This is a genomic window from Kribbella polygonati (genome assembly GCF_050320105.1).
Classification (GTDB): Bacteria; Actinomycetota; Actinomycetes; order Propionibacteriales; family Kribbellaceae; genus Kribbella.
In genome coordinates this window covers 1,185,259-1,209,469 of sequence record NZ_CP190129.1, presented here as the reverse complement: position 1 = coordinate 1,209,469, position 24,211 = coordinate 1,185,259, and the positions used below count along the sequence as shown (strand labels likewise).

21 protein-coding genes are annotated in these 24,211 nt (G+C 70.2%); 11 read left to right on the top strand and 10 right to left on the bottom strand.

The window, feature by feature from the left end:
- Positions 1 to 13 precede the first annotated feature (13 nt).
- Genes ACQHIV_RS05705 through ACQHIV_RS05685 form a run of 5 tightly spaced genes read left to right on the top strand, consistent with a single transcriptional unit; the run spans position 14 to position 6,558 of the window.
- Positions 14 to 772: an HpcH/HpaI aldolase family protein gene (locus tag ACQHIV_RS05705; protein ID WP_427892380.1), complete on the top strand. Its 759-nt coding sequence runs from the start codon at positions 14 to 16 to the stop codon at positions 770 to 772.
- Positions 769 to 1,917 carry a sialidase family protein gene (locus ACQHIV_RS05700; RefSeq protein ID WP_427892378.1) on the top strand — a complete coding sequence of 383 codons (1,149 nt, stop codon included), beginning with the start codon at positions 769 to 771 and terminating at the stop codon, positions 1,915 to 1,917. The genes ACQHIV_RS05705 and ACQHIV_RS05700 overlap by 4 nt, the downstream gene beginning before the upstream one ends.
- Positions 1,907 to 2,569 (top strand): SDR family NAD(P)-dependent oxidoreductase, encoded by a 663-nt coding sequence (locus tag ACQHIV_RS05695; RefSeq protein ID WP_427892376.1) that lies wholly within the window; start codon positions 1,907 to 1,909, stop codon positions 2,567 to 2,569. Before ACQHIV_RS05700 ends, ACQHIV_RS05695 begins: the two co-directional genes overlap by 11 nt.
- A gap of 18 nt (positions 2,570 to 2,587) precedes the next feature.
- Complete coding sequence (locus tag ACQHIV_RS05690) at positions 2,588 to 5,440, top strand: AAA family ATPase (RefSeq protein ID WP_427892374.1); 2,853 nt, start codon at positions 2,588 to 2,590, stop codon at positions 5,438 to 5,440.
- Between the two features lie 32 nt (positions 5,441 to 5,472).
- A complete protein-coding gene (locus tag ACQHIV_RS05685) occupies positions 5,473 to 6,558 on the top strand; it encodes a Gfo/Idh/MocA family protein (RefSeq protein ID WP_427892372.1) in 1,086 nt (361 codons plus the stop codon).
- 5 nt (positions 6,559 to 6,563) lie between these two features.
- Here the strand turns inward: ACQHIV_RS05685 and ACQHIV_RS05680 are convergent, their stop codons facing one another.
- Entirely contained in the window at positions 6,564 to 6,926 is a 363-nt protein-coding gene (locus ACQHIV_RS05680) for a cupin domain-containing protein (RefSeq protein ID WP_427892370.1), read from the bottom strand.
- A 2-nt stretch (positions 6,927 to 6,928) separates the two neighbouring features.
- Positions 6,929 to 8,008, bottom strand: a complete 1,080-nt coding sequence (locus ACQHIV_RS05675; protein ID WP_427892368.1) for a Gfo/Idh/MocA family protein — start codon at positions 8,006 to 8,008, stop codon at positions 6,929 to 6,931.
- A 108-nt stretch (positions 8,009 to 8,116) separates the two neighbouring features.
- Between ACQHIV_RS05675 and ACQHIV_RS05670 the strand changes: the two genes are divergently transcribed.
- Positions 8,117 to 9,538: a PLP-dependent aminotransferase family protein gene (locus ACQHIV_RS05670; protein ID WP_427892366.1), complete on the top strand. Its 1,422-nt coding sequence runs from the start codon at positions 8,117 to 8,119 to the stop codon at positions 9,536 to 9,538.
- On the opposite strand, the gene ACQHIV_RS05665 is transcribed toward ACQHIV_RS05670, so the two are convergent.
- Genes ACQHIV_RS05665 through ACQHIV_RS05645 form a run of 5 tightly spaced genes read right to left on the bottom strand, consistent with a single transcriptional unit; the run spans position 9,524 to position 14,954 of the window.
- Positions 9,524 to 10,483, bottom strand: coding sequence for an ABC transporter ATP-binding protein (locus tag ACQHIV_RS05665; RefSeq protein WP_427892364.1), 960 nt, complete (start codon positions 10,481 to 10,483; stop codon positions 9,524 to 9,526). The genes ACQHIV_RS05670 and ACQHIV_RS05665 overlap by 15 nt on opposite strands.
- A complete protein-coding gene (locus ACQHIV_RS05660) occupies positions 10,467 to 11,453 on the bottom strand; it encodes an ABC transporter ATP-binding protein (protein ID WP_427892362.1) in 987 nt (328 codons plus the stop codon). The genes ACQHIV_RS05665 and ACQHIV_RS05660 overlap by 17 nt, the downstream gene beginning before the upstream one ends.
- Positions 11,450 to 12,334, bottom strand: coding sequence for an ABC transporter permease (locus tag ACQHIV_RS05655; RefSeq protein ID WP_427892360.1), 885 nt, complete (start codon positions 12,332 to 12,334; stop codon positions 11,450 to 11,452). The genes ACQHIV_RS05660 and ACQHIV_RS05655 overlap by 4 nt, the downstream gene beginning before the upstream one ends.
- Positions 12,334 to 13,338: an ABC transporter permease gene (locus ACQHIV_RS05650; protein WP_427892358.1), complete on the bottom strand. Its 1,005-nt coding sequence runs from the start codon at positions 13,336 to 13,338 to the stop codon at positions 12,334 to 12,336. The genes ACQHIV_RS05655 and ACQHIV_RS05650 overlap by 1 nt, the downstream gene beginning before the upstream one ends.
- Positions 13,335 to 14,954: an ABC transporter substrate-binding protein gene (locus ACQHIV_RS05645; protein ID WP_427892356.1), complete on the bottom strand. Its 1,620-nt coding sequence runs from the start codon at positions 14,952 to 14,954 to the stop codon at positions 13,335 to 13,337. Before ACQHIV_RS05645 ends, ACQHIV_RS05650 begins: the two co-directional genes overlap by 4 nt.
- Positions 14,955 to 15,137: 183 nt before the next feature.
- On the opposite strand from ACQHIV_RS05645, the gene ACQHIV_RS05640 reads away from it, so the two are divergent.
- Positions 15,138 to 16,130, top strand: a complete 993-nt coding sequence (locus ACQHIV_RS05640) for a LacI family DNA-binding transcriptional regulator (protein ID WP_427892354.1) — start codon at positions 15,138 to 15,140, stop codon at positions 16,128 to 16,130.
- 41 nt (positions 16,131 to 16,171) lie between these two features.
- On the opposite strand, the gene ACQHIV_RS05635 is transcribed toward ACQHIV_RS05640, so the two are convergent.
- Both ACQHIV_RS05635 and ACQHIV_RS05630 read right to left on the bottom strand, forming a co-directional pair.
- A complete protein-coding gene (locus tag ACQHIV_RS05635) occupies positions 16,172 to 17,413 on the bottom strand; it encodes a putative glycoside hydrolase (protein ID WP_427892352.1) in 1,242 nt (413 codons plus the stop codon).
- Positions 17,414 to 17,439: 26 nt separating this feature from the next.
- Entirely contained in the window at positions 17,440 to 18,663 is a 1,224-nt protein-coding gene (locus ACQHIV_RS05630; RefSeq protein WP_427892350.1) for a hypothetical protein, read from the bottom strand.
- 93 nt (positions 18,664 to 18,756) lie between these two features.
- Here ACQHIV_RS05630 and ACQHIV_RS05625 point away from each other — a divergent pair, with 93 nt between their 5' ends.
- Together ACQHIV_RS05625 and ACQHIV_RS05620 are read left to right on the top strand one after the other, a co-directional pair.
- A complete protein-coding gene (locus ACQHIV_RS05625; RefSeq protein WP_427892348.1) occupies positions 18,757 to 19,410 on the top strand; it encodes an SGNH/GDSL hydrolase family protein in 654 nt (217 codons plus the stop codon).
- A gap of 10 nt (positions 19,411 to 19,420) precedes the next feature.
- Entirely contained in the window at positions 19,421 to 20,710 is a 1,290-nt protein-coding gene (locus ACQHIV_RS05620; RefSeq protein WP_427892346.1) for a Gfo/Idh/MocA family protein, read from the top strand.
- A gap of 92 nt (positions 20,711 to 20,802) precedes the next feature.
- On the opposite strand, the gene ACQHIV_RS05615 is transcribed toward ACQHIV_RS05620, so the two are convergent.
- Positions 20,803 to 21,576 (bottom strand): 6-phosphogluconolactonase, encoded by a 774-nt coding sequence (locus tag ACQHIV_RS05615; protein WP_427892344.1) that lies wholly within the window; start codon positions 21,574 to 21,576, stop codon positions 20,803 to 20,805.
- A 118-nt stretch (positions 21,577 to 21,694) separates the two neighbouring features.
- On the opposite strand from ACQHIV_RS05615, the gene ACQHIV_RS05610 reads away from it, so the two are divergent.
- Together ACQHIV_RS05610 and ACQHIV_RS05605 are read left to right on the top strand one after the other, a co-directional pair.
- A complete protein-coding gene (locus tag ACQHIV_RS05610) occupies positions 21,695 to 22,831 on the top strand; it encodes an N-acetylglucosamine-6-phosphate deacetylase (RefSeq protein WP_427892342.1) in 1,137 nt (378 codons plus the stop codon).
- 93 nt (positions 22,832 to 22,924) lie between these two features.
- Positions 22,925 to 24,196, top strand: coding sequence for an ABC transporter ATP-binding protein (locus tag ACQHIV_RS05605; protein ID WP_427892340.1), 1,272 nt, complete (start codon positions 22,925 to 22,927; stop codon positions 24,194 to 24,196).
- Positions 24,197 to 24,211 lie beyond the last annotated feature (15 nt).

The following is a 24,211-nucleotide window of genomic DNA, read 5'->3' as shown; positions in this document are numbered from 1 at the left end:
TACGGAGAACCCTTTGTCTGCCTCTGCCTTCACCGACAAGCTCCGCCGCCGCGAGCGCGCCCTCGGCTACTGGGTGGTGCTCGACTCCCCCGTCTCCACCGAGCGGATCGCCCGGCTCGGCTACGACTACGTCTGCATCGACGCCCAGCACGGCCTGATCGAGTACGCCGGGATCCTGCGCGGGCTGACCGCGATCGACGCGGGCGGTGACTCGGTCGGCCTGGTCCGGGTCGGCGCGAACGAGCCGTTCCACATCGGGCAGGCGCTGGACGCGGGCGCGGCCGGGGTCATCGTCCCGCTCGTCAACACCGCCGGCGACGCGGCCCGGGCGGTCGCGGCGGCGACGTACCCGCCGAGCGGCGTCCGATCGTACGGGCCGATGCGTTCGGGGCTGCGGATCGGGCCGAAGCCGGCCGAGGCGAACGCGGCGGTGTCGGTGCTGGCGATGATCGAGACGCCGGAAGGCCTTGAGAACGTCGAGGCGATCTGCGCGGTGCCCGGTCTGACCGGCGTGTACGTCGGCCCGTCGGACCTGTGTCTCGCGGTCGGCGGCGCGTTCCCGGGCGACCCCGCCGTACAGGACGTGTTCGAGGCGGCGCTGGAGCGGGTCCGGACCGCGGCGAAGGCGGCGAACGTTGCCGCGGGCATCCACACGCCGCACGGCTCGGTCGCGGCGCAGCGGCTGGGCGAGGGGTTCACGTTCGCGACCGTGTCGTCGGATCTGGTGCACCTCGAGCAGGCAGCCGCCGAACACCTGCGAGTCGCGCAGTGATCGACACGGACGGCGTGGTGCGGCCGCGCGAGGACGGTCTCGGCGAGGCGTACCTGCCGACGGAGACCGTGCAGTCGCACGCGGCCCAGCTCACCGTTCTCCCTGGCGGGGACCTCGGGTGCGTGTGGTTCGGCGGTACCCAGGAGGGTGTCGCCGACATCAGCGTGTGGTTCTCTCGGCTCGCGCCGGGCGGTGCCTGGAGCAAGCCGGTGCGGTTGAGCGACGACGACACCCGCTCGGAGCAGAACCCGCTGCTGTTCGCGGCGCCGACCGGTGAGCTGTGGCTGCTCTACACCGCGCAGCACGCCGGCGACCAGGACACGGCCGTCGTACGGGCGCGGATCTCGGCCGACAACGGGGAGACCTGGGGTCCGGTGCGGGACCTGCTGAGTTCCACGACCGGCGGGATCTTCATCCGCCAGCCGATCGTCGTACTGCCGACCGGACGGTGGGTGTTGCCAACGTTCGCGTGCGTGCGGATCGATGGCCGGAAGTGGGCCGGAGACCGCGACACCAGCAGCGTCTGGTACTCCGACGACTCCGGGCAGACCTGGACCGAGTCGCCTGTCCCCGACTCCACGGGCTGCGTGCACATGAACGTCCTCGCCGGTCGTACGGCGTACTTCCGGAGCCGCTGGGCCGACCACATCTACCGCAGTACATCGGCCGACGGCGTGCACTGGGCGCCGCCGCGGCCGACCGTACTGCCGAACAACAACTCGTCGATCCAGGCGATCACGCTTCCGGACGGCCGGACCGCGATGGTCTTCAACGACAGCAGCCGCCTGGATGCCAGCTCCAGACGGGTGTCGCTGTACGACGAGATCGACGACGCCGGAGTGGTCGAGGGCGCCGAACCCGCCGTACGGGACGTCCGGGACGGCGCGGAACGGACCGCCTTCTGGGGCGCACCGCGGGCACCGCTGACCCTGGCGATCTCGGCCGACGACGGGCTGACCTGGCCAGTGCGCCGGGTGCTCGCCGACGGCGACGGGTACGCGTTGTCGAACAACTCCCGCGACGGGCTGAACCGGGAGCTGAGCTATCCGTCGATGGTTGTCGACGGCAACGGGTCGTTGCATGTCGCGTTCACACACCATCGCCGGGCGATCCGCTACCTGCACCTTCCGGCCGATGCCTACTGAGCGCACCGCGGTGGTGACCGGTGTCAGCTCGGGCATCGGTCACGCGATCGCGGATCGTCTGCAGTCCGACGGCTGGCACGTCGTCGGGCTGTCGCGCACCGAGCCCGAGCTGCCGATCACCTGGTATCCGTGTGACCTAGCCGGCAGCTTCGAGCTCCCGCCGGTCGCCGCGGTGGACGCGCTGGTGCACGCGGCCGGGTTCCAGGTGAGCGGGCGGCTGGGAGACCTCGATCCGGACGACGGCGCCCGGATGTACGCCGTACATGTCGACGCCGCCGTACGACTGGCCGCTGGTCTCGTCGACCGCCTGATCGACGGTGGCCGGATCGTGCTGATCGGCAGCCGGACCGCGACCGGGGTCGCCGGCAAGAGCCAGTACGCCGCGACCAAGGCCGCCCTCCGGGCCCTCGCCCGCTCCTGGGCGGCCGAACTCGCGCCACGCCGCATCACCGCGAACGTCGTCGAGCCCGGCCCCACCGACACCGCCATGCTCACCGACCCCGCCCGCGCCGCAACACCCCCGATCACCCCACCCCTCGGCCGCCTCATCCGCCCGGACGAGATCGCCGCCCTGACGGCCTACCTCCTCTCCCCCGACGCCGCCATGCTCACCGGCCAGCACCTGACCATCTGCGCAGGCGCGTCGCTTTGACCGTCTAGGCTGGCGGGTGTGGTGGGGAATGAGCTTCGTGGGCGGCGGCAGGAAATTGCGGCGCTGGTTGCGCTTGTTGGTGAGGCCAAGGCTGGGCGTAGTCAGGTGCTCGTGCTGACCGGCGAGGCCGGGGTTGGGAAGTCGGTGCTGCTGGAGGCGTTGGTCGCCGGGGCCGACGGGTGCCGGGTCGCGCGGACGGCGGGGATCGAGTCCGAGATGGAGCTCGCGTACGCCGGGTTGCACCAGCTGTGCCTGCCGTTCCTGGAGAGCCTCGAGCGGCTGCCGGAGCCGCAGCGTGACGCACTCGGTACGGCGTTCGGGCTGCGGAGTGGGCCTACGCCGGATCGGTTCCTGATCGGGCTGGCGGTGCTCAACCTGCTGGCCTCCGGTGACCAGCCGGTGGTGTGCGTGGTTGATGACGCTCAGTGGCTGGATCTGATGTCGGCGCGGATCCTGGCGTTCGTGGCGCGGCGGCTCGGGGCCGAGTCGGTGGCGATGGTGTTCGCGGTGCGGGACGGGATCGCGCACGAGTTCGGGGGGCTGCCGGAGCTGGCGATCCGTGGGCTGGACGACGCCGACGCGCGGGCGCTGCTCGAGTCGGTGCTCCCCGGGCCGATCGACCCGCGGGTCCGCGACCGGATCGTCGCCGAGACCCGCGGAAATCCGCTCGCGCTGCTCGAACTCCCGCGTGCCTGGACCGCTGCCGAGCTGGCCGACGGACGGATGACCGGTACGCTCGCGGGCCGCATCGAGGACGCCTTCGCCCGCCGGCTCGAGGCTCTGCCGACCGAGACCCGTCTCCTCCTGCTGACCGCCGCTGCCGAACCCCTCGGCGATCCGACGCTCCTGTGGCGCGCCGCGGAACAACTCGGCCTGGGCACGGGCGCCGGCGGGCAGGTTGGCGCAGGCGGTTCGGGTGGGGACGGGGAGTTCGGGGTTGTCGTGGGGGCGGCGGCTGGGGCTGTTGAGTCGGGGTTGATCGAGTTCGATCAGCAGATTCGGTTTCGGCATCCGTTGGTGCGGTCGGCGGCGTACCGGACGGCCACTCCGCAGCAGCGGCTCGCCGTACACCGGGCGCTGGCGGCGGTGACGGACCCGGAGGCCGACCCGGACCGGCGGGCCTGGCATCGGGCGCAGGCGGCGGTGACACCTGACGAGGATGTCGCCGCGGAGCTCGAACGGTCTGCGGACCGGGCGCGGGCTCGTGGTGGGTTCTTTGCTGCCGGCATCTTTCTGGAGCGCGCGGCGGCGCTGACGATCGACCCGGGGCGGCGGGCCGATCGTGTGCTGGCCGCCGCGGCCGCGAAGCGCAGCGCCGGTGCGCTCGACTCCGCCCTCGACCTCCTCGCCGGAGCCGCCGCCGGTCCCGCGAACCCGGTCCGGGAGGCGGAGATCACCCGCCTGCGCGGGCAGATCGCCTTCGACCGTGGGCATGCGGTCGAGGCCGCCCGTACGCTCGTCGAAGCCGCCCGGCAACTCGAGCCGCACGATCACGACCAGGCACGCGTCGCATACCTCGAAGCGATGTCGGCGGCCATCTGGGCCAGCGGCCCCGAAACCCCCGGCATCCTCACCGAAACCGCCACCGCAGCCCCCACCCCGCACAACGGCGGGGGTGAGGGTGGTCAACGAACCGGCGAACCCGCCCTGCGCGCCGGCGGGGGTGAGGGTGGTCAAGGAGCCGGCGAACCCGTCCTGAGTGGGGGCGGGGATGTGTTGTTGCAGGCGTTGGCGGTGCGGTTTACGCAGGGGTATACGGCGGCCGCGGCGCAGCTCAGGGAGGCGCTCGATCAGGCCCGCGAAGGGGACGCCGACGACGGGTGGCTGTGGCTGGCCGGCAATCGGGCGAGTGGGATCGTCGCGATCGACCTCTGGGACCTCGACACCGCGCTCGAGCTCGCCGCCCGTCACGACCGGGTCGCCCGCGACAGTGGCGCCCTCGTCCAGCTCCAATGGGCGCTCAACTTCCGCGCGAACGTCGTCTCGATGACCGGCGACCTGACCGCGACCGCGGCGTACGTCGACGAGGAACGCCGGCTCGCGAAGGCCTCCGGCAACCGGGTACTGGGCATCGGCGCCATGCAGCTCGCGGCTCTGCGCGGTGACGAGTCCGCCGCCCAGCCGCTCATCGACGCGATGATCCGCGAAGCCCGCGCCCAGGAACAAGGCCGGATGACCGCGATCGCGACGTACACCAGCGCCCTGCTCAACAACGGCCTCGGCCGCTACGAGACCGCCCGCGACGCCGCCCTCCAGGTCTTCGAACAGGACCCGGTCGCGTACGGCGCCCTCGCGGTCGGCGAGCTCGCCGAAGCCGCCTCGCGCACCGGCGACCGGAAGCTCGTCGAGACCACGCTCACCTGGCTCACCGACCGCGTCGCCGCCGTCCCGACCGACTGGTCCCGCGGCATGCACGCCCGCGCCCAAGCGCTCCTGACCAACGACGAGGCGGCGTACCGCGCCTCCATCGACCATCTCGGCCGTACGGCGCTCCGCCTCGAAACGGCCCGCGCCGAACTCCTGTACGGCGAATGGCTCCGCCGCGAAGGCCGCCGGCAGGACGCCCGCGAGCACCTCCGCACCGCCCACGAGCAACTCTCCGCGATGGGCACCGTCGCGTTCGCCGACCGCGCCCGCCACGAACTCCTCGCCACCGGCGAAACGGTCCGCAAACGGACCGCCGAGACCACCAACGACCTGACCTCCCAGGAAGCGCAGATCGCCGGCCTGGCCCGCGACGGCCTCACCAACCCGGAGATCGCCGCGCAGCTGTTCATCAGCCCCCGCACCGTCGAATGGCACCTCCGCAAGACGTTCTCCAAGCTGGGCATCACGTCCCGCCGCCAGCTCCGCACGGCACTCACCCGGTAGCAGCCGGCGCCGCGACCCGGCAGAGTTGGCGCATGAGCATCGACGTGATCGTGGCCGGGCTGGGGTTCGGGGCCGACTTCGCACCGATCTACCAGGCGCATCCGGACGTCGGCCGGGTCGCGGTGCTGGACGCGGATCCGGCCCGTACGGCGGCCGTCGCGGACCGGCTCGGGATCGCGGACCGGTTCGCGTCGCTCGAGGAGGCGCTCGCCGCGGACGGATGGGACGCCGTACATCTGCTGACGCCGGTCCGGTTCCACGCCGGGCAGGTCCAGCAGGTACTGCGGTCCGGCCGGCACTGCGCGTCCGCCGTACCGATGGCGACGACTCTGGACGACCTGGACGCGCTGATCGCGGCGCAGGACGAGGCCGGGCGCAACTACATGATGATGGAGACCGCGGTGTACTCGCGCGAGTTCTTCCACGCCAAGCAGCTCCTGGACGACGGCGTACTCGGCCGGCTGAGCTACTTCAAGGGCGACCACCTGCAGAACCTGGACGGTTTCCCGGAGTACTGGCGCGGCTACCCGCCGATGCACTACGTCACGCACGCCCTCTCCCCCGCACTCGCACTCGCCGGCACCCGAGTGGAATCCGTGCGGTGCCTCGGCTCCAGCCAACTCACACCGGAACACATCGGAGCAGCGGGCGACGGGTTCGGCACCGAGGCAGCGCTCTTCAAGCTGGCCGGGGACGACGCCCTGGTGGCCAACGTGACGATGTCGTTCTTCCAGCTCGGGCGCAGCTACCTCGAGGGATTCTCGGTGTACGGCGACCAAGGCGCACTGGAGTGGCCGCAGCTCGAGGGCGGACCGCTGAAGGAGTTCCGGATGGCGCCGCTGACCGAGGTACGGCGTGGCCGCGAGGTGAGCGTGGCCGACGTCGAGCCGACCGGTGCGCCGGATTTGTTGCCCGAGGCAATCAGGAGGTTCACGAACGGCGGGCACGGCGGGTCGCATCCGCACCTGGTCCACGAGTTCGTGTCCAGCATCGTCGAGCACCGCAGGCCGCGGGTCGACGCCCGGACGGCGGCGACGTGGACCGCGCCCGGGATCTGCGCGCACCAGTCCGCGCTACGCGGCGGCGCGGAGATCCAGGTGCCCGACTACAGCAGCTAAGCGTCTCACTCACCCACCGTTTCGCGGTTGGGGGTGGAGAAGCAGATCACGAAGATCGCCTCGTCCAGACCTACGTTGCGGGCGTTGTGGACGGCGCCGGTCGGGATGCTGATCGTGTCGCCGGGACCCATAGCGACCCTGTCGTCGCCGACCGTGTGCTCGATCGTGCCCTGCAGCACATGCAGCACTTCGTAGCAGTTCGGGTGGTAGTGGCGTGGGTTCTGCTCCCCCGGCCGGATGTAGCACCGGCCGACCGTCATCGTGCCCGAGTTGCCCAGCGCAGCGGAGACCATCCACTCCAGCCGCCCCCACGGCTGCTCCTCCACCGTCACCGCCGCGGCAGCCGTCACCCGGCTCTTCTCTCCCATGGTCAACTCCCCATCGTCGCGGACTTACCGGCGGGCAGCCGGCGGTACAGCTCGTACAGCTTGAGGATCTCCCGCACCTCGCCGAGCGTTCCCTTCTGCACCGGCTTCCCCGCCAGCACGCTCTCGCAGAAGTGCACGATCTCGGGCACATACCCGAGGTAGAACAAGTTCTTGTTGTATAGCTGCCCCAGCGAGAACTCCGGCTCCCAACGCAGCGGCGCCACCGCGTCGTCCGTCACGAACGACGACGAACGCCCGTACCCGAGCTCGGCTCCACGCCGGTAGTACGTGATCCGTACGCCGTTCTCCACCACGACGTTCGCGCCTTCCCCGATCACCTCGACCCGCTCCAGCGGCGCCCCGTTCGCCGCCCCGGCCGCGAGGTGCAGCGTCCCCACCGCGCCGGACTCGAACAGCAGGCTCGACACACTCGCCCCGGTCCGCGGCTCCCACTCGTAGCTCAGCCGCCGTACCGGCCCCATCAGATACGTGAGCACCGCCGCGGGATGGAAGATGTGGTCCAGGAACCCGATCATCCGTACGTCGTCGGACCGGTCCTCCGGCGCCGGCAGCGCCTGCGGGTACCGCACCGCGATCGAGGACACCGCCCCGAACTCCGGCGTACCGATGATCGCCTTCACCTTCTCGGCCGCGGGCGTGAAGATCTTCTTCAACCCGGTCATCACCGTCCGGCCCGTCCCCGCGGCGGCCGCCTCCAGCCGGTCCAGTTGCGCGATCCCGGCCGCGGTCGGCTTCTCCATCCACACATGCGCCCCGGCCCGCACACAGTCCTCCGCCAGCGCCGTCGCCTGCACATCCCCCGTGTCCGTGTACGACGTCACGATGAACACCGCATCCGGCCGCTCCACCGACAACATCTCCCGGTGATCGTCGTACGCCGCCCCCGCCCCGAACTGCCGCGCGTACGTCTCGGCCCGCTCCAGCTGTACGTCGCACACCGCCACCAGGTCCACCGGCGCGTACTGGAACGCCGGGTACACGTTGCGGTACGAGTGCCCGCCCGCGCCGATGAAGGCCACGCGGAGCCGCTCGGGGTACTCGAACTGATAGGTCACAGGCATGGGCCCTAGATTGGACTTCGAAACCGATGCCTTCTATAGCCAGAGCGACGGAATTGGACTCTGTTTGTGAGCCAGGACGGCAAATTCTCAGCGGACGAGCTCGCGCGCATGCTGGTCGGGACCGGCGCTCGGTCCGGGCCGCTGTACCGGCAGTTGAGCGACAGCCTGGCCGAGCTGATCGAGCGTGGCGAGCTGCCGCCGGGCGCCGGCCTCCCTCCGGAGCGGGCGCTGTCCACGGCGCTGACGGTCAGCCGTACGACGGTGGTCGCGGCGTACCAGGCGCTCCGCGAGAAGGGGCAGCTCGAGCGGCGGCAGGGCAGCGGGACGCGGGTGGTGCTCGATCGCGGCCGGGAGACCGTCTCGGGGCCGGCCGGCGACCACGCGGCGAGCCAGTTCCTGAACGGGCCGTTGGCAACGATCGACTTCGCCACCGCCGCGCTGCCGAGCCTCGACCTGGTCGCCGACGTCGCCGCCGGGCTGACGCGGGACGACTACCTGCGGCTGACCAGCACCCATCACGGCTACCACCTGCGCGGGCTGCCCGCGCTCCGTGAGCGGATCGCCCGCTGGTACAGCGACGCCGGTACGCCGACCGCGCCCGAGGACATCCTGATCACGTCCGGTGCCCAGCAGGCGCTCGAACTGGTCGCGCGCGGGTGCCTGCAGCCGGGTGACGGCGTGGTCGTCGAGCAGCCGACGTACCGCGGGGCCTTGGAGGCGTTCGCGCGGACCGGGAGCCGGCTGCGGACCGTGCGGATGGACGCCGACGGGCTCGACGTGGGGGCGCTGGAGCGGCTGCTGACGAACGAGTCGCCGCGGCTCGTGTACGTGCAGGCGGCCGCGCACAACCCGACCGGCGTCGTCCTGTCCGACGACCGGCGGGCGCGCCTCGCGAAGCTGCTCGACCGGTACGAGGTGGTGCTCGTCGACGACACCTCACTGGCCGGTACGGCGTTCGACGGCCGGCCGGCGCCGCCCGCGCTCGGGTCGCACGAGCGGCTGGTCACGATCGGGTCGATGAGCAAGCTGTTCTGGGGCGGCCTGCGGCTCGGCTGGATCCGCGCCGTACCGCAGGTGGTGTCTCGGTTCGCGCGGGTGCGCGGGATCACCGACCTCGGCAGCTCGCTGGTCGCGCAGGAGGTCGCGCGGCGGCTGCTGGACCACCGCGCGGCCGCTGAGGCGGAACGCCGTACGGCGCTGCCCGCCGGACTACGGACGTTGACCGAACTGCTCGGGCGGCACCTCCCGGACTGGAGCTGGCAGGAGGAGCCGCGGGCGGGCGCGTCGCTCTGGGTCCGCCTCCCGTACGGCGACGCGACGCACTTCGCCCAGATCGCCCTCCGGTACGGCGTCGCGCTGCTCCCCGGCGCGGTGTTCTCCGCGGACGGCAGCACCGACCACCACACCCGGCTGCCGTACGCGTTGCCACCGGCAACGTTGACTCAAGGCATCACGCGGTTGGCCCAGGCCTGGACCGACTACCTCAACCGCACGACGGTCGATGTCACGCTCACGTCAGCTGTCACTTAACCAGCAACGCGACCAATGACCGTTGGCAAGCGTGGTGACCGGCGGGGGCTTCTCGGTGCAGACCGGCATCGCGTGCGGGCAACGCGCCGCGAACGGGCAGCCCGCCAGCTCCTGCTCCCGGTCGACCGGCTCGGTAGGAGCGTCGACGATCGGCAACCTACCGCGCTCGCCCTCGCGGTCCGGGTCCGGCGACGACTCGAGCAGCAGCTGCGTGTACGGGTGCCGCGGGTGCTGCGTGACCTCCTCCGCCGGGCCGCCCTCGACCATCCGGGCCGCGTAGATCACGGTGATCTCGTCCGCGAAGTACCGGGCGCTCGCGATGTCGTGCGTGATGTACAGCATCGCGAGCCCGTCCCGCGCGCACAGGTCGGCGAACAGCCGCAGTACGTCGAGCCGGATCGACACGTCCAGCATCGACACCGGCTCGTCCCCGATCAGGACGGCCGGGTCCGCGGCCAGCGCGCGAGCGATCGCGACCCGTTGCCGCTGACCGCCGGACAGCTCGTGCGGGTACTTGTCGATGTACTGCTCCCCCGGCGTCAGGTTCACCCGTTCGAGCAGCTCGACGATCCGCGCCTCCAGGTCGCCGCCCGCGCCGAAGTTCCGCAGCGGCCGGCCGAGGATGTAGCGGACCTTGTGCAGCTGGTTCAGCGAGGCGAACGGGTCCTGCATGATCAGCTGCACCTGGCCGAAGTGCGCCTGCCGGTCCGCGCGCCGCCGGCCGCTGACCTCCTTGCCGGCCAGCCGGATCGTGCCCTCGGACGGCTCGTCCCCGAGCGTCAGGATCCGGGCCAGCGTGCTCTTGCCCGACCCGCTCTCACCGACCAGCGCCACCACCTTGCCCGGCTCCAGCTTCAGCGACGCCGAGTCCACCGCGGTGAACCACTGCCCGTGCCGCCTGCCGTGCAACGCCATCCGCTTGGTGACGTCAATGGCCTCCAGCATGGCCCACCTCCTGACGGTCGAGAAGCAGACAGGCAGCCTGCGTACGGTCGCGCTCGATCAGCAACGGCAGCGTCTCCTTGCAGTCGTCGACGCGCTGCGGGCACCGAGGCTCGAACGCACACCCGGTCGGCAACCGGCGCAGGTCGGGTGGCGCCCCGCCGATCCCACGCAACTCACGGCGCGGCCCGTGCAGCGACGGGAACGAGTCGCGGAGGCCTTGTGTATAAGGATGTTGCGGGTCCCGGTAGATGTCCGCCGCGGCGGCGATCTCGACCGCGCGACCGGCGTACATCACCATGATCCGGTCGGCCAGCTCGACCAGCAGCGACAGGTCGTGCGTGACGAACAGGACCGAGAACCCGAAGCTCGCCTGCAGATCCTTCAGGTTGTCGAGGATCTGCCGTTGCATCACCACGTCGACCGCGGTCGTCGGCTCGTCCATCACCACCAGGTCCGGCTCGCACGCCAGCGACAGCGCGATCGCGGCCCGCTGCCGCATCCCGCCGGACAGCTCGTGCGGGTAGCTCCGGACCCGGTCGCGCGGGATGCCGACCAGTTCGAGCAGTTCCCCGGCCCGGTCCCAGGCAGCGGCGCGCTTCATCGGGCGGTGCGCGCGGATCGCGTCGGCGAACTGCGTGCCGACCCGCATCACCGGGTTCAGCGAGCTCATCGCGCTCTGGAACACGACGGCCAGCCGTTCCCAGCGCAGCTCCCGCAGCTCGCGCGGCGTACAGCCGACCAGCTCGACCGGCTTACCCTCGGCGGGGTGGTACGTGACCGTGCCGCCGGCGATCCGCGCGGGCGGGCGCTGCAGCCGGGTGATCGCGGTCATCAGCGTGGTCTTGCCGCTGCCGCTCTCCCCCAGCACGCCGAAGATCTCGCCGCGGCCGACGTCGAACGACACCTTGTCGACCGCCCGCACCTCTTCGCTGTACTCCACCACGAGATCTCGTACCTCGAGCAACGTCATGCCGTCACCGCCTTCCGCTGCTTCTTGGGTCTCCGTGCGGAGGTCCGGAGGGTACGGCGCCGTGGGTCGGACAGCTCGTCGATCCCGAAGTTGACCAGGCCCGCCGCCGTACCGACCAGCGCGATGCCGAGGCCCGGCGGCAGGAACCACCACCACGCACCGGTCTGCAACGCGCCCTGCGACTGCGCCCAGTAGAGCATCGTGCCCCAGCTGACCGTGTTCGTGTTGCCGGCGCCGATGAAGTCCAGCCCGGCCTCCGCGGCGATCGACCCGACCACCGCGAACAGGAACGTCGACGCGATCACCGGCGCCAGGTGCGGGACGACCTCCAGGAACAGCACCCGCGTCTGCTTGTCACCGGAGTACTGCGCGGCCGCCACGAAGTCGCGGTTCCGCAGCGACAACGTCTGCGCCCGCTTGACCCGCGCACCACCGGCCCAACTGGTCAACCCGATGATCAACGCGACCGCCGGCCAGCCGCCGCGGCCCCTGGTGTAGCTCGCGATCAGGAGCAGCAGCGGGAGCCCCGGGATGACCAGGAAGATGTTCACGAACCCGGTCAGCGCGGCCCCCGTCTTGCCCTTGTGGTACCCGCTGACCAGGCCGAACAGTACGGCGAGGAACGTCGAGATCGTCCCGCCGACCAGGCCGACGAACACCGACACGCGGGTACCGGTGATGAACTGCGCGAACACGTCCACGCCGGACGACGTCGTACCCAGCCAGTGCTCCCCGGACGGACCCGCCATCGGCGGACCCGCGTGCAGCTTGGTCGGCGACTGGCCGAGCACACCGCTGACGAAGTACGGGCCGAGGATCGCGATCAGCAGCATCACGCCGAGGATCGCCAGTCCGACGGTCACCTTGCGGTCGCGGGCCATCACGACACCTCCCGGGTGCGGGGGTCGATCAGGACGTAGAGCGAGTCGACCACGAAGTTCGCCGCCAGCACGGTCAGCGAGATGATCAGGAACAGCCCCTGCATCAACGGGTAGTCCACGTTCACGATCGCCTGGTTGAGCAGGCTGCCGAGGCCGGGATAGTTGAACACCATCTCGGTCAGCAACGAGCCGCCGACCACCATCCCGATCGAGACCGCGAACCCGCTGATGCTGGGCAGTACGGCGTTGCGCGCGGCGTACGAGAACACCACCCGATGCCCTGGCAGGCCCTTCGCCTGCGCGAGCAGTACGTAGTCCTCGTTCACCACCGACGCCATCATGTTGCGCATGTGGATCATCCACCCGCTCACCGAGGTCAGCACGATCGTTGCGGCCGGCAACAGCGCGTGCCGGACCGCGCTGCTCAGGAAGTCCGGGCTGAACCCGGGCACCAGGCCGAGGTCTGCGCCGCCGGACAGCGGGAACCAGCCGAGCGTGAACGCGAACACGTACGCGAGGATCAGCGCGACCCAGAAGTACGGCATCGAGTGCAGGAAGATCGACACCAGGCTGCCGACCGAGTCGAGCGCCTTCCCCGGCCGCCAGCCGGCCACGATCCCGAGCCCGGTGCCGAGCACGAACGCGATCACCGTCGCGCTGCCGACCAGCAGCAACGTCCACAGGAACCCGGACTTCACCACCGCCGACACGGTCGCCGGGTAGAACGAGATCGACCGCCCGAAGTCCAGGTGCAGGATCCCGTTCAGATAGCCGACGTACTCGTGCCACCACGACTGCCCGCGGGCGCCGCCGAACAGCCGGTGCACCAACTCCTCCTGCTGCTCCGACACCGGCCCGAGCTCGGACATCTTGAACAGGATCGCCGACGCCGGATCGCCCGGCATCAACCGCGGCAGGACGAAGTTGATCGTGACGGCGGACCAGGCCGCGATCAGGTAGAACCCGATCCGCTGCACGAACGGCGTACCGAGGAACCGGGTCATGCCGGCTTCAGCGCGAGGAACATCGTGGCCGCGAACACACCGCTGATCGCGCCCGGGTCCGGCGTCGTGTACGGGTTCTCGGCGCTCGGCCAGCCGGTCCAGTGCTCGGTGTTGTACATGTACGGCGTACCCTTCACCGACACCGGGATCACCGGGAGCTGGGTGAGCATGATCTGCTGCAGCGGCTTCGACGCCTGCAGCTGCGCGTCCGGCGCGGCCTGCGCGAGAGCGCCGAGCGCGGCCTCGGTGGCCGGGTCGTCCCAGCCGACCACGTTGGTCTTCGACTTCTTCGACAGCATCTTGTTGTAGAACGTGTACGGGTTCGTCCCGAAGGTGAACGCGTCGCCGTAGATCGCGTCGAAGTCGCGCTTGTCCTCGTCACCGGTGTAGGCGGCCGACGGTACGCCGTTCACCGTCGCGTCGATGCCGACCGCGGTCAGCTGCGAGGCCAGCTCCTGCGTGTATGCCATCCCGTCCGCGAACGCGCTGACGGTGAGGATCTGGAACTTAAGCTGCTTGCCGTCGGCACCGATCAGCTTGCCGCCCTGCTCCTTGTAGCCCGCCTGCGCGAACTCCGCCAGCGCGGCCGTCTTGTCCGGCTTCACCGGGTCGCGGTCCTTGGCGTCGATCCACTTCGACCAGGTGCCCTGGTACAGCCCGGTCGGGCCGACCGGCTGGTAGACGCCCGGGTTGTACGCGTCGGTGACCGCCTGCCGGTCGATCGACAGCGCGATGCCCTTGCGGACGTGCACGTTGTCGAACGGCTTGCGCTTCAGGTTCAGCATCAGCGGCTTCATGCTCGCGTAGACCGGCCAGAGGTGGTTCTGCGCCGCGTTCTTCTGCACGTACTGCGTCTTGACGTCCGGGATCCCGGCGTACGCCAGGTCGACCTCGTGCCGGACCAGCTGCTGCGCGAGCAGGTTGGTGTTGCTCGTGGTCACGTAGGTGATCTGCGGGACCGGGACCTTCTGCTTCCAGTAGTCGTCGCGCGCCTTGAACGTGGCCTGCTGGCCGGTGACCTGGCCGAGCTCGTACGGGCCGGAGCCCATCGGCTTCAGGTTCGTGTCGGTGTCCGGGTCCTTGCCGGTCCACACCTTCTTCGGCACGATCACGGTCCGGCCGAGGTCCTGGATCGCGGCGTACGCCGGCTTCGTGAACGTGAGGTGGACGCCGTCGGCGGTCTTGGTCACCTTGTCGACCGGGAGCGCCAGCAGCTCGTGCTGCTTCAGGTAGTCGAACGTGAAGATCACGTCGTCGGCGGTCAGCGCGCTGCCGTCGGACCACTTCGCGCGGTTGTCGAGCGCGAGGTCGATCGCCTTTCCACCCGGCGCCCAGGTGTACTTCGTCACCAGGCTCGGCATGAACTCCGATCCGTGCGCGGTGTTGAAGTCGAACAGCTGCTCGTAGATCAGCCCGATGGTGCCACGCAGGGCGTTCACCGAGAACGGGTTGAAGTTCGGCTGCAAGGTCGGCTGCGAGTACGCCGCGACGGTCAGCGGCGGGGTCTTCGCACTCCCGCCGGTGCCGTTCGCGTTCGCGCCGCCCGAACAGGCCGTCACGGTGGACAGCAGGGCCAGACCGGCCACGACCGCTGTCAGTTTCACTCTGGAGCGCACGGGATCTCCCTTCGGTCCCCGGCCGGACCGGCCGGGGTGTGATGAGACTGCCAACGTTTGCAGCAAGAGTCAACGGTTTGCAGTGGAAACTCCTCCAAGTGGTTACAATCAGGGTGCAGAGCAGCGGCAATCGTTTGCGCTACGATGCCAGGACCTATCCGTACCCGATGTGGGGAGCTTGCCTTGGCTGTCACGCTGGCGGAGGTGGCCGCGGCCTGCAACGTGTCGACGTCGACCGTGTCGCGGGCGCTGACCGATCCGGAGAAGGTGAATGCCGAGACCCGGGCCCGGATCGAACGGGTCGCCCGGCAGCTCGGTTACGCACCGAGCCGGGCCGGCCGGTCGCTGGTGTCCGGGCGGACCGACACCGTCGGCCTGGTCGTCCCGGACATCGCGAACCCGTTCTTCCCGCCGATCATCAAGTCGGTCCAGGCCAGGGCTCGCGACAAGCGGTACTCCGTCCTGATCGCGGACACCGACGAGCACGTGGCCGACGAGCTCGAGCTCGCCCGCGGGCTGAGCCGGCAGGTGGACGGGCTGATCCTGGCGTCGCCGCGGACCGCTCCCGCCGAGCTCACCCGGCTGGCGCAGCAGCTCCCGGTCGTGTTCGTGAACCGCGAGGTCGAAGGTGCCGGCAGCGTCGTCATCGACGAGAACGAGGGCATGCAGGAGGCCGTCGAACACCTGGTCTCGCTCGGCCACCGCCGGATCACCTACCTGGCCGGTCCCCGTCGCTCCTGGTCCAACCAGCAACGCCGCGACGCACTGGCCAAGGCCTGCGCCGCCAACGACGTGGAACTGCGCGAGCTAGGGCCGTTCGAACCGCAGATCCAGGCCGGCATGCGCGCCGCGGACCTGCTGCAGTCCTCCGAGGTAGCCGCCGCCATCGCGTACGACGACCTGATCGCCCTCGGCGTGATGTCCCGCCTCACCGAACGCGGCATGCAGGTAGGCCGCGAAATCAGCGTCATCGGCATCGACGACAGCCCGCTCTCCACGGTCACCCACCCCATGCTCACCTCCATCCACGTCCCCGCCGCCGAGCTCGGCTCCGCCGCCGTGGACCTCCTCCTCAACCAGCTCCACGAAGAGGAACCCCCCACCACCACAGTCAAACTGGAAACCCGCCTGGTCATCCGGGGCTCGACCGGCATCCCCCCAGAAGCCCTCAGCTGAGAACGCACCGCTCCCGGAGACGGGAGCGGTGCGTTCTGGTTTCAGGAGTGCTTGAGGACCAGGCCGGTGTTGGCGGGGACAGTGACGGTGCCGGTGTACTGGACGCCGTGGAGGTCGGTCCAGGTCCCGGCTGGGAGGGTGAGGGTGGCGGGAGTGGACGAGGTGGGGTTCACGACTGTGAGGCCTGACTGGTAGAGGCGGGTCCACAGGGTGGGGCCGTGGTGGACGGGTGGGGTGACGGGTTTGCCGAGGTCGGCCGACATCTCGGGGATCTCGTTGAAGCCGGCGTAGTCCTTGCGGCCGGTGGACTCCAGCATGGCGGGAGACTCGCGGTACAGGAGGTAGTTGGCGACGACCCACTGGCGCTGTTCGGGGGTCGCCTGGTACCAGTAGTCGGTGGGGAGCTTGTTCATGATGACCGACGGCTTGCAGCGGTGCCGGCGGAGGAGGTCGAACATGATCTGCCACTCGTCGTCGACGACGTTCTCGGCCCGGTGCACGGTGAAGCCCTGTTCGTTCAGCCAGATGTCGGAGATGTCGATCATCTGGTCCAGTGCCGCCAGGTACTCCGGCGACTTGTCCTGGAACTCGTCGTGCAGCGACCCGTTGAACGTCAGGTTGAACGCCACCGACGCCCCGTGCGCGTGCGCGTAGTCACGCAGGTACCGCAGCCAGTCGAGCACGTCCGCGACCCATGCCGGGTCCTTCGGGTCGGTGCCGAACTGCTGCACCCAGTTCCCGTCCTTGTCGTAGTGCCCGCTGACGTGGAAGTCGTTCCGTACGCCGATGTTGTCAACGGCGATCGTCCTGAACCCGGCGGCCAGCGCGGGGTCGATCAGGTTCGTCGTGAACCACTGCCGCACCTCCGGGTTGCTGATGTCGATCGGCGTGTACACCTGGTTGTTGAACTCCCAGGCCGGGGTCGTCCGATCGGCGGTGTACTCGATCCAGTCGGGGTGGTTCGCCTTGAACCACTCCGGCGTGTACTGCCGCGCCGGCGCGTTCCGGAACGCGGTCACGTACGAACTGGCCAGCACACCCTCGGGCTGCGCCGCCTTCAACGCGCCCCAGACGAACCCGACCCGTCCCGCGTACACCGACGGATCCGGCACCTGCCGATCGAACACCTGCGCCTGCAGTACGCCGTGATCCCGCGTCACCGGCAGCGGCACACCGGACGCCGCCGGCGCACACCCACCACCAGTGCTGTCGGGCTCAGCCGCGCCTGCCGTAGTTGTCAGCATTCCCAGGCCGACGGCAACGATCACCGCGGCCGAAGACATTCGGCGGACTCTCATGAACATTCCTCTCACTGAGCTAGAACGCTGCCCGAGTTGGGCGCAAGGGACAGTTGCCCGGAGACCGTCCGACCGTGCAGATCGGTAAAGGTCCCGGACGGAAGCGTGACCACCGCGGTCGCGGTGGACGAGGGATTCACCAGCGTCAGACCACGCTGATACGCGCGGGTGTAAGCGCCCGAAGCATCCGCGACAGGCGAGGCCGACGGCCGCCCGATGTTCGTGTGCAACTGCGGGCAGTCCACCCACACGTGGTACTCGCCGAGTCCGCAGAGCGTCATCATGCTCTTCTGCTCGCGGTACAGCAGGTAGTTCGCGACTGCCCAGTCGATTTGCGCCTGGGTCGCGGTGGCGAGCGTGTCCTCGGTCGTCTGGTTGATCGCGAAGTGCAACGTCTGCGCCGCGATCTGCCGGGTGAAGTTGTACTTGTTCAGCCAGGCGGTGTCGTTGTAGTTCCCCGGCCGGTGCACGGTGAATCCCTGCTCGTCGACGTACACGTCGACCAGACTCACCGCCTCGAGCATGTCGGCCAGCACGACCGACCCGTTCCAGGTGATGTTGGCCGCCATCCCGACGCCGGCCGCGTGCAGCCGGCCCGACAGGTACGACATCCAGTCCAGCACCGCGGCGGACCAGGCCGGATCGACCCGCCCTTCCGGACCGGGTCCGATGTACTGCTGAACCCAGTCGGAGCCGTGGTAGTGACCGGCGTTCCCGTACCCGTTGAAGGTGGCTACGTTGTCGAAGGCAATGATCGGGTAGCCGGCGTCGATCTTCGGCTGCACGAACGAGTTCCAGTAGAACGTGCGGACGTCCGGGTTCTGGAAGTCGATCGGGACGTAGGTCATGTTGCCGAACTCCCAGGCCACCGCCGAGCGATCCGCCGTGTCGGCCGTGTACACCACCCAGTCCGGGTGGTTGGCCTGGTACCACGCGAGCGTGTGCGTCTTGTCGAAGTCGCGGAACGCCGGCATGTATGCCGACGGCACCGCGCCGGCCGGTTGGGCGAGGCTGGAGGCGCCCCAGACGAACTGGACCAGCCCGGCGTACACCGAGCGGTCCGGGATCGAGTTGTCGAAGACCTGCCCGCGGCCGATCCCGTCGGCGGGTGGGTTCGGGAGGGTGAGAGCGGACGCCGCGGCGCGGGCCGGGGTCGTCGTACCTGCGGCGAGGAAGGCGGTCGCCGCCGTCCCGGCCAGCAGACTGCGGCGGGTGATTCCGGATGGGTCGTTCACGGGCGGACTCCTCTGCGACGGAGGGGGTGCGCTGGACGATACGGACTGCAAACGTTTGTCGCAATAGCAGAGAATGTTGCTATCGTGGTCGCCATGGCTAACCGCACCGGAGTCGAGGCCGCACTGCGGTCGGACGAACCGATCCGCTGGTCCACGATCGGCGACAGCATCGCCCAGGGCGCGCACTGGACCGGCGCCGAGCGCGACTACGTCCAACTGCTCGAGGAACGGGTCCGCTACGAGCTCACCCGGTACGGCGACTCGTTCGTCCGCTGGGCCGTCTCCGGCGCGAACACCGCGGACACCCTCGACCGCCTCCCGGCCGCGCTCGACCTCGCGCCCGACCTGGTCGTGATCGGTGTCGGCACGAACGACGCGAAGGCCGGCGCCGACGGCGTCGCGGCGTTCGCCGAGCGCTACGACACCTTGCTGACCATGATCCTGGCCACCGGCGCGCTCGTCGTCGCGCAGACGCCGACCGCCGTACTGCGCACCTGCCGGTACAACCTCGGCGACCACCTCCCGGCGTACGCCGACGCCATCCGCACCGTCGCCGCGGACCACGACGTCCTGCTGGTCGACCACTTCGCGCACTGGACCGCGGCCGGCGACGGCTGGGCGCCGGCGGAGTGGATGGCCGACCCGACGCACCCGGGCGGCCGCGGCCACCGGGTGATCGCCCGCACGCTGTTCGAGAGTCTTGGCCTGTACGCCGCCGACAGCGCCTGCTGCCGGCTGCTCGACTGAAGGAGCCCCGATGCCCGCCATCCGCCGGTACGCCGTGTGCGGTCTGTCCGCCCGCGGCCTCGCCAGCTTCGTCCTCCCGATCCTCGGCCTCACCGACCGCACCGCCGAGGGGGGTTTCGGGTACGGCGCCGACGAGGACGACCTCTCGCAGTACGCCGAGGTGGTCGCGATCGTCGACACCGACGCGGACCGGGTCGCCGAGTTCAACGCCTCGCTCGAAACGCCGATCCCGTACTTCGCGGACTACGACGAGATGCTGAAGACCGTCGTACCGGACGCGGTGATCGTGACCTCGCCGGACCACACGCACGCCGGGTACATCCTCGGCGCGCTCCGGCACGACATCGACGTGATCACCGAGAAGCCGATGGTCACGACCGCCGCCGAGGCCCGCGAGGTGCTGGAGGCCGAGCGCGCGTCGAGCGGAAGCGTGCAGGTCACCCACAACTTCCGGTACGTCGCCGCGCACCGCAAGGTCAAGCGGCTGATCCAGACCGGCACGATCGGCCGGGTCACCCGGGTGGTGATGGACTACCACGTCGACCTGCGGCACGGCGCGAGCTACTTCCTGCGCTGGAACCGCCGCCGCGAGCTGTCCGGCGGCCTGCAGGTGCACAAGTCGTCCCACCACTTCGACCTGCTGAACTGGTGGATCGGCGAGGCACCGACGGAGATCTTCGGGTACGGCGCACTGAACTACTACGGCGCGTCCAGCCCGCACCGGTCGCCCCGGGCCGAGGACCCGTACTTCCTTGCCCAGCAGGGATCCGGCGTCTTCCCCGACGACTCCGACGTACGGTCCGGGCTGTTCGGCCTGCACTACCCAGGCCAGTACCCGGCGGACCGGCCGCTGTACATCTACGACGACGAGATCGACATCGAGGACACCTACAGCGCCGTCGCGCGCTACCCGGGCGGGGCGATGCTGACGTACTCGATCGACTTCTCCAGCACCTGGGAGGGTTTCCGGCTGAGCGTCGCCGGTACGCACGGATCCATCGACCTGCTGCACGGTCGCTCGGTCGACGGCGCCGCACTCCCCGACTCGGACCGGATCAGGGTCGCCGAGCTCTTCGGCCCGGCCCGCGTCGTCGAGGTCGCCGCCGAACAGGGCGGCCACGGCGGCGCCGATCCGCGGATGCGCCACGACCTGTTCGCCGGCCCGAGCCCGGAGTCCGTCGAACTGGGCCTGCTCGCCACCAGTACAGAAGCGGCGTACGCCGTAGCCATGGGCGACGCCCTGATCCAGTCCTTCACCACCCACCGCCCCGTCAACCTCCCCACGCTCCTCACCCCCTGAGCACGCGAACGGATAACCCCCCGCGTTGCCGGTTCTCCCCCCCGTGACAAGGCGGGAGAACCGGCGAGCCCGGTGGATATCCGTTCGTGTGGTCAGGCCGGGAGCAGGTCGAGGGAGGCGGCGGCAGAGGCGGCGTCGAGGTAGAGCTTCGCGTGCGGGGTACGGCGGAGGATCGTCGACGGGCAGGTGGCGTCGATCGGCAGGGTCAGCGTGTTGCGGACGGCGGCCGCCTTCCGCTGCTCGGGAGCGACCACCTGTACTTCGCGGGCGCTGAGCAGGGCGGGCACCGTCAGCGAGATCGCCGTCGGGGGGACCGCTTCGACATCCGGGAAGTGTCCCTCGCCGACCTGCTGCTGGAGGGATTCCGGGGTCAGCGTGATCTGCTTGACCCACCGCGGGTCGTCGAAGTCCGCCTGCCCGGGCTCGTTGAACGCGAGGTGCCCGTTCTCCCCGATCCCCATACAGGTCAGGTCGATCGGCGCCGCCCGCAGCAGCGCCTCGTACCGCGCGCACTCGGCGCCGACGTCGGCCGCCTCGCCGTCGATGTACTCGACCCGCGCCGGGCCGAACGGTTCCGCGATCCGCTCGCGGATCCAGCGCCGGAACGACGCCGGGTGGTTCGCGTCGATGCCGACGTACTCGTCCATGTGGAAGACGGTGACCTTCGACCACGGGACGTCGTACCCGCCGAGCGCGGTGACGAACGCGAGCTGCGAGTTGCCGGTGGCGATCACGACCCGGGCGGCGCCGCGCTCGGCGACGGCCCGGGTGAGCACCGCGGCGGTGCCGGCGGCGGCCGCGGCGGCCATGTCCGCGGTGGCGGGGAAGACTTCGAGGCGGAGGTCCTCGATCTGGGTGACGGGCACGATCTGCTCCCTCGGGACGGTGATAGACTACAAACGTTTGCAGCAAACTAGCAGGTTTTGCCGTCAGTCCCAAGATGTAGTTATCTGGTCCGGAACCCCGAGCCCGTGGAGGCGCACTGTGACGAGTGAGGTCCTGGAAGGCCGTACGGCGGACGGCCGCGGCGTGCGGGTGCGGTACTCCCCCGCCGGCATCGAGGAGGTCGCCGACCACCCGTCGGCGCCGGACCTGCTGCTGATCCCCGGGCTGGTCGACCTCCAGCTCAACGGGTACGGCGGCCTGGACGTCAACGACCCGGCGGCCAACGCGCTGCCCGAGCTCGTCCGCGCGCTCTGGGCGCAGGGCGTGACCACGGTCTGCCCGACGATCATCTCCGCCGACGACGCGACCACGACCGCCCTCGTGAAGACGGCCGCCGCGGCCCGCGCGAACGATCCGGCCGTCCGGTACGCCGTACCCGGTCTGCATCTGGAGGGCCCGTACATCTCGTCCGTGGAGGGTGCCCGCGGGGCGCACGACCCGGCCGTGATCCGGGACCCGGACGCGGACGAGTTCGACCGCTGGCAGGCGGCGGCCGACGGGGCGATCGCGATCATGACGGTCGCCCCCGAGCGCACCGGCGCGATCGAGTTCACCCGGCACCTCGCGGCGAGCGGCGTACTGCCGTCGGTCGGTCATTCACTGGCGAGCGCCGCGGACGTACACGCGTTCGCGGCGGCGGGCGGACGGTTGTCGACGCACCTCGGCAACGGGCTCCCCGCGCTGATCGACCGGCACCGGAACCCGATCTGGGCGCAGCTCACCGAGGACGCCCTGACGGCCGGGTTGATTGCCGACGGCCACCATCTCCCGGCCGACACGTTCGTCGCGCTGGTCCGCGCGAAGGGCGCCGAGCGCTGCGTCCTGACCAGCGACGCGGCGGCGCTCGCCGGTTGCGCGCCGGGCGACTACCGGACCGCGGTCGGCGGCGCGGTCACCGTCACCTCCGACGGCGGCCTCCGCCTGACCGGTACGCCGTACCTCGCCGGCAGCGGCGCCTCCCTGCTCGACTGCCTCCGCTGGGCCGCGAACCACCTCCCGCTGGAGGTCGCCGTGACAATGGCGACCACCACCCCCGCCGACCTCCTGGGCCTCCACGACCGCGGCCGCCTCGAACCGGGCACCCGCGCCGACATCCTCCAGTTCACCCCGGCCCCGACCAGCCCTCTCGGGACCCTCGGCACGGTGGTCGTCAACGGCTCAACCATCACCAGCTAGTTGCTATAGGCAACAGTCAAGTATTCAGCGACTACTTGCATCTACATGCAGTAGTTCTTGCCGGTGGCCCTGTGTGTCCCGTATAAGGCGTACATGACGGCGATCCGGCTCGACGCGGTGTCCAAGGTGTTCGAGGGTGAACACGTGGCCGTGGACGAGTTGTCGCTGGAGATCGGTGACGGCGAGTTCATGGTGCTGCTCGGGCCGTCCGGGTGCGGGAAGACCACGCTGCTGCGGATGATCGCCGGGCTCGAGCGGGTGACCGAGGGCGAGGTCTGGTTCGGGCGGACCAACGGTACGAACATGGCGCCGCGGGACCGCGGTGTCGCGATGGTGTTCCAGACCGGCGCGCTGTACCCGAACCGGACGGTCCAGGAGAACATCATGTTCCCGCTGCAGATCGCCGGGCACGGCGACGCCGAGGCCGGGACGACCGCGGCCGGGCTGGCGCAGATCCTCAGCATCGAGTCGGTGCTGGACCGGATGCCGCGCACGCTGTCCGGCGGCCAGCGGCAGCGGGTCGCGATCGGGCGCGCGCTGGTCCGGCGGCCGCAGGTGTTCCTGCTCGACGAACCGTTGTCGAACCTGGACGCGACGATGCGGACCGAGCTCCGGCAGGAGATCGGCGCGATGACCCGCGACCTGAAGGTCACCACCCTGTACGTCACGCACGACCAGGTCGAGGCGCTGACGCTCGCGGACCGGATCGCGGTGATGCGCGACGGCCGGATCGAGGACGTCGGTACGCCGACCCAGGTCTACAACGACCCGGCGACCGCGTTCGTGGCCGGTTTCCTCGGGACGCCGCGGATCAACCTCCTGGCCGCGACCGTGAACGTGACCGCACACCACCGGGTCCGGCTCGAGTTCGGCGGCCAGTCGATCGGCCTCGACCCGACCGACCGGCGGTCGCTGATCCTGCGGCACCACCACGGCGCCCCGGTGATCGTCGGCGCCCGCTCGAACGCGTTCCGCCTGATCGCCGGCGAGGACGCGCCGAACCAGCTGACCGGGACGATCCGCGCGTTCGAGTTCCACGGCCAGCAGTCGATCGCGTTCGTCCAGTGCGGTATCGAGGTCGCCGACCCCGACCGGATCGGCCGGCCGACTCCCGCGCACGCGATCCCGGCCACGGCCCCGGGACCGACGCTCCTCACCCGCCTCCGTACCCGGATCGGCCTCGCCGCACCGCCCGCCCCCGAACCCGAGCCGCACGGCCCGACCCACCGCCGCGCCGACCTCGTCGTCGAACTCCCCGTCGACACCGAACTCCAACGCGGCACCCGCGTCCACCTGGCCCTCGACACCACCCGCATCCACGTCTTCGACCACACCGGCCACCGCGTCGACCGCATCACCCGCTGAACAAGCGGCGGGGTC

Bases quoted from the DNA above. Each gene is read 5' to 3' on its own strand.
- ACQHIV_RS05605 (WP_427892340.1), top strand. From the start codon at position 22,925: ATGACGGCGATCCGGCTCGACGCGGTGTCCAAGGTGTTCGAGGGTGAA.
- ACQHIV_RS05695 (WP_427892376.1), top strand. From the start codon at position 1,907: ATGCCTACTGAGCGCACCGCGGTGGTGACCGGTGTCAGCTCGGGCATC.
- ACQHIV_RS05675 (WP_427892368.1), bottom strand. From the start codon at position 8,008: ATGCCTGTGACCTATCAGTTCGAGTACCCCGAGCGGCTCCGCGTGGCC.
- ACQHIV_RS05665 (WP_427892364.1), bottom strand. From the start codon at position 10,483: ATGCTGGAGGCCATTGACGTCACCAAGCGGATGGCGTTGCACGGCAGG.
- ACQHIV_RS05620 (WP_427892346.1), top strand. From the start codon at position 19,421: ATGCCCGCCATCCGCCGGTACGCCGTGTGCGGTCTGTCCGCCCGCGGC.
- ACQHIV_RS05655 (WP_427892360.1), bottom strand. From the start codon at position 12,334: ATGGCCCGCGACCGCAAGGTGACCGTCGGACTGGCGATCCTCGGCGTG.
- ACQHIV_RS05650 (WP_427892358.1), bottom strand. From the start codon at position 13,338: ATGACCCGGTTCCTCGGTACGCCGTTCGTGCAGCGGATCGGGTTCTAC.
- ACQHIV_RS05680 (WP_427892370.1), bottom strand. From the start codon at position 6,926: ATGGGAGAGAAGAGCCGGGTGACGGCTGCCGCGGCGGTGACGGTGGAG.
- ACQHIV_RS05660 (WP_427892362.1), bottom strand. From the start codon at position 11,453: ATGACGTTGCTCGAGGTACGAGATCTCGTGGTGGAGTACAGCGAAGAG.
- ACQHIV_RS05625 (WP_427892348.1), top strand. From the start codon at position 18,757: ATGGCTAACCGCACCGGAGTCGAGGCCGCACTGCGGTCGGACGAACCG.
- ACQHIV_RS05635 (WP_427892352.1), bottom strand. From the start codon at position 17,413: ATGTCTTCGGCCGCGGTGATCGTTGCCGTCGGCCTGGGAATGCTGACA.
- ACQHIV_RS05685 (WP_427892372.1), top strand. From the start codon at position 5,473: ATGAGCATCGACGTGATCGTGGCCGGGCTGGGGTTCGGGGCCGACTTC.
- ACQHIV_RS05670 (WP_427892366.1), top strand. From the start codon at position 8,117: ATGCTGGTCGGGACCGGCGCTCGGTCCGGGCCGCTGTACCGGCAGTTG.